The 734-nt window shown below is 72.9% G+C and carries 1 protein-coding gene; it reads right to left on the bottom strand.

Features of this window, described 5'->3' with window-relative positions; translation table 11 throughout:
* Nucleotides 1–20: 20 nt before the first annotated feature.
* Nucleotides 21–734 (bottom strand): dual specificity protein phosphatase family protein (locus tag G3N96_RS38900; protein ID WP_346778943.1); only part of this gene is annotated, 714 nt, incomplete at its 5' end.

The raw sequence follows: 734 nt of genomic DNA, 5'->3' as shown, positions 1-734 counted from the left end.
TCATTGTCTTCCTTTTTTTCTTACTCATCCAGCGACCCCCGAGCTCTACACCTAGCCCAACCCTCTTTCCCTCCACGACGCTCTTCCGATCTCGCATCGCCCAGCCCGCGTCGCGCCGCCAGCCACGCGGCCGCGCACAGTACGCTGCGCCCGTAGCCGAGCGCGCAGCAGACCAGCACGTCGCGCCCTTCCCCATGCAGGCGTTCGAGCGCCGCGATGGCCTGCGCGAGTTGCCCGGCCGTCGGCGCGACGAGATCGAGCTGCGGCACGGTCGCATACGCGAGCGACGCATCCACCGACGCCCAGCGCGGCATTTCGGCGGTCAGGTCGACCAGCGCCGTGAAGCCGTGGCGGCGCACGTCGCGCGTGGTCGGTGTACGCCCGATCGACACGCGTTCGTCGATCCGTACCGGCGCCGGCTGCCGGAACGTCCACAGCCGCGAATTGATGAACGCGCCCGCAATCGTCGGCGCGAGCAGCCAGCGCATGACGACCGGGAACCGCCCGTGCGCGTCCTTCTGGAATGCGCCGGGCGCGCCGCGCCGGTAGATCCACGCGACACAGGCGAGCGCCAGCGCGACCCACCCGGCCGCCAGCGCCCAGCCGGGTGCGCGCGGCACGCACCCGAGCGCCGCGAGCGCGACCGCCGCCGCGCCAAGCGCATAGCGGCGCGCGAGCGCAAGGCCGGCCGCGCCCGGCGACGAATCGGCACCCGGCAGCCGGCCCGCGGACTC

The organism is Burkholderia sp. Se-20373 (genome assembly GCF_017104705.1).
In the GTDB taxonomy this organism is placed as follows: Bacteria; Pseudomonadota; Gammaproteobacteria; order Burkholderiales; family Burkholderiaceae; genus Burkholderia.
The sequence above is the reverse complement of the archived record's forward strand: the minus strand, read 5'-3'. Positions and strand labels throughout refer to the sequence as shown.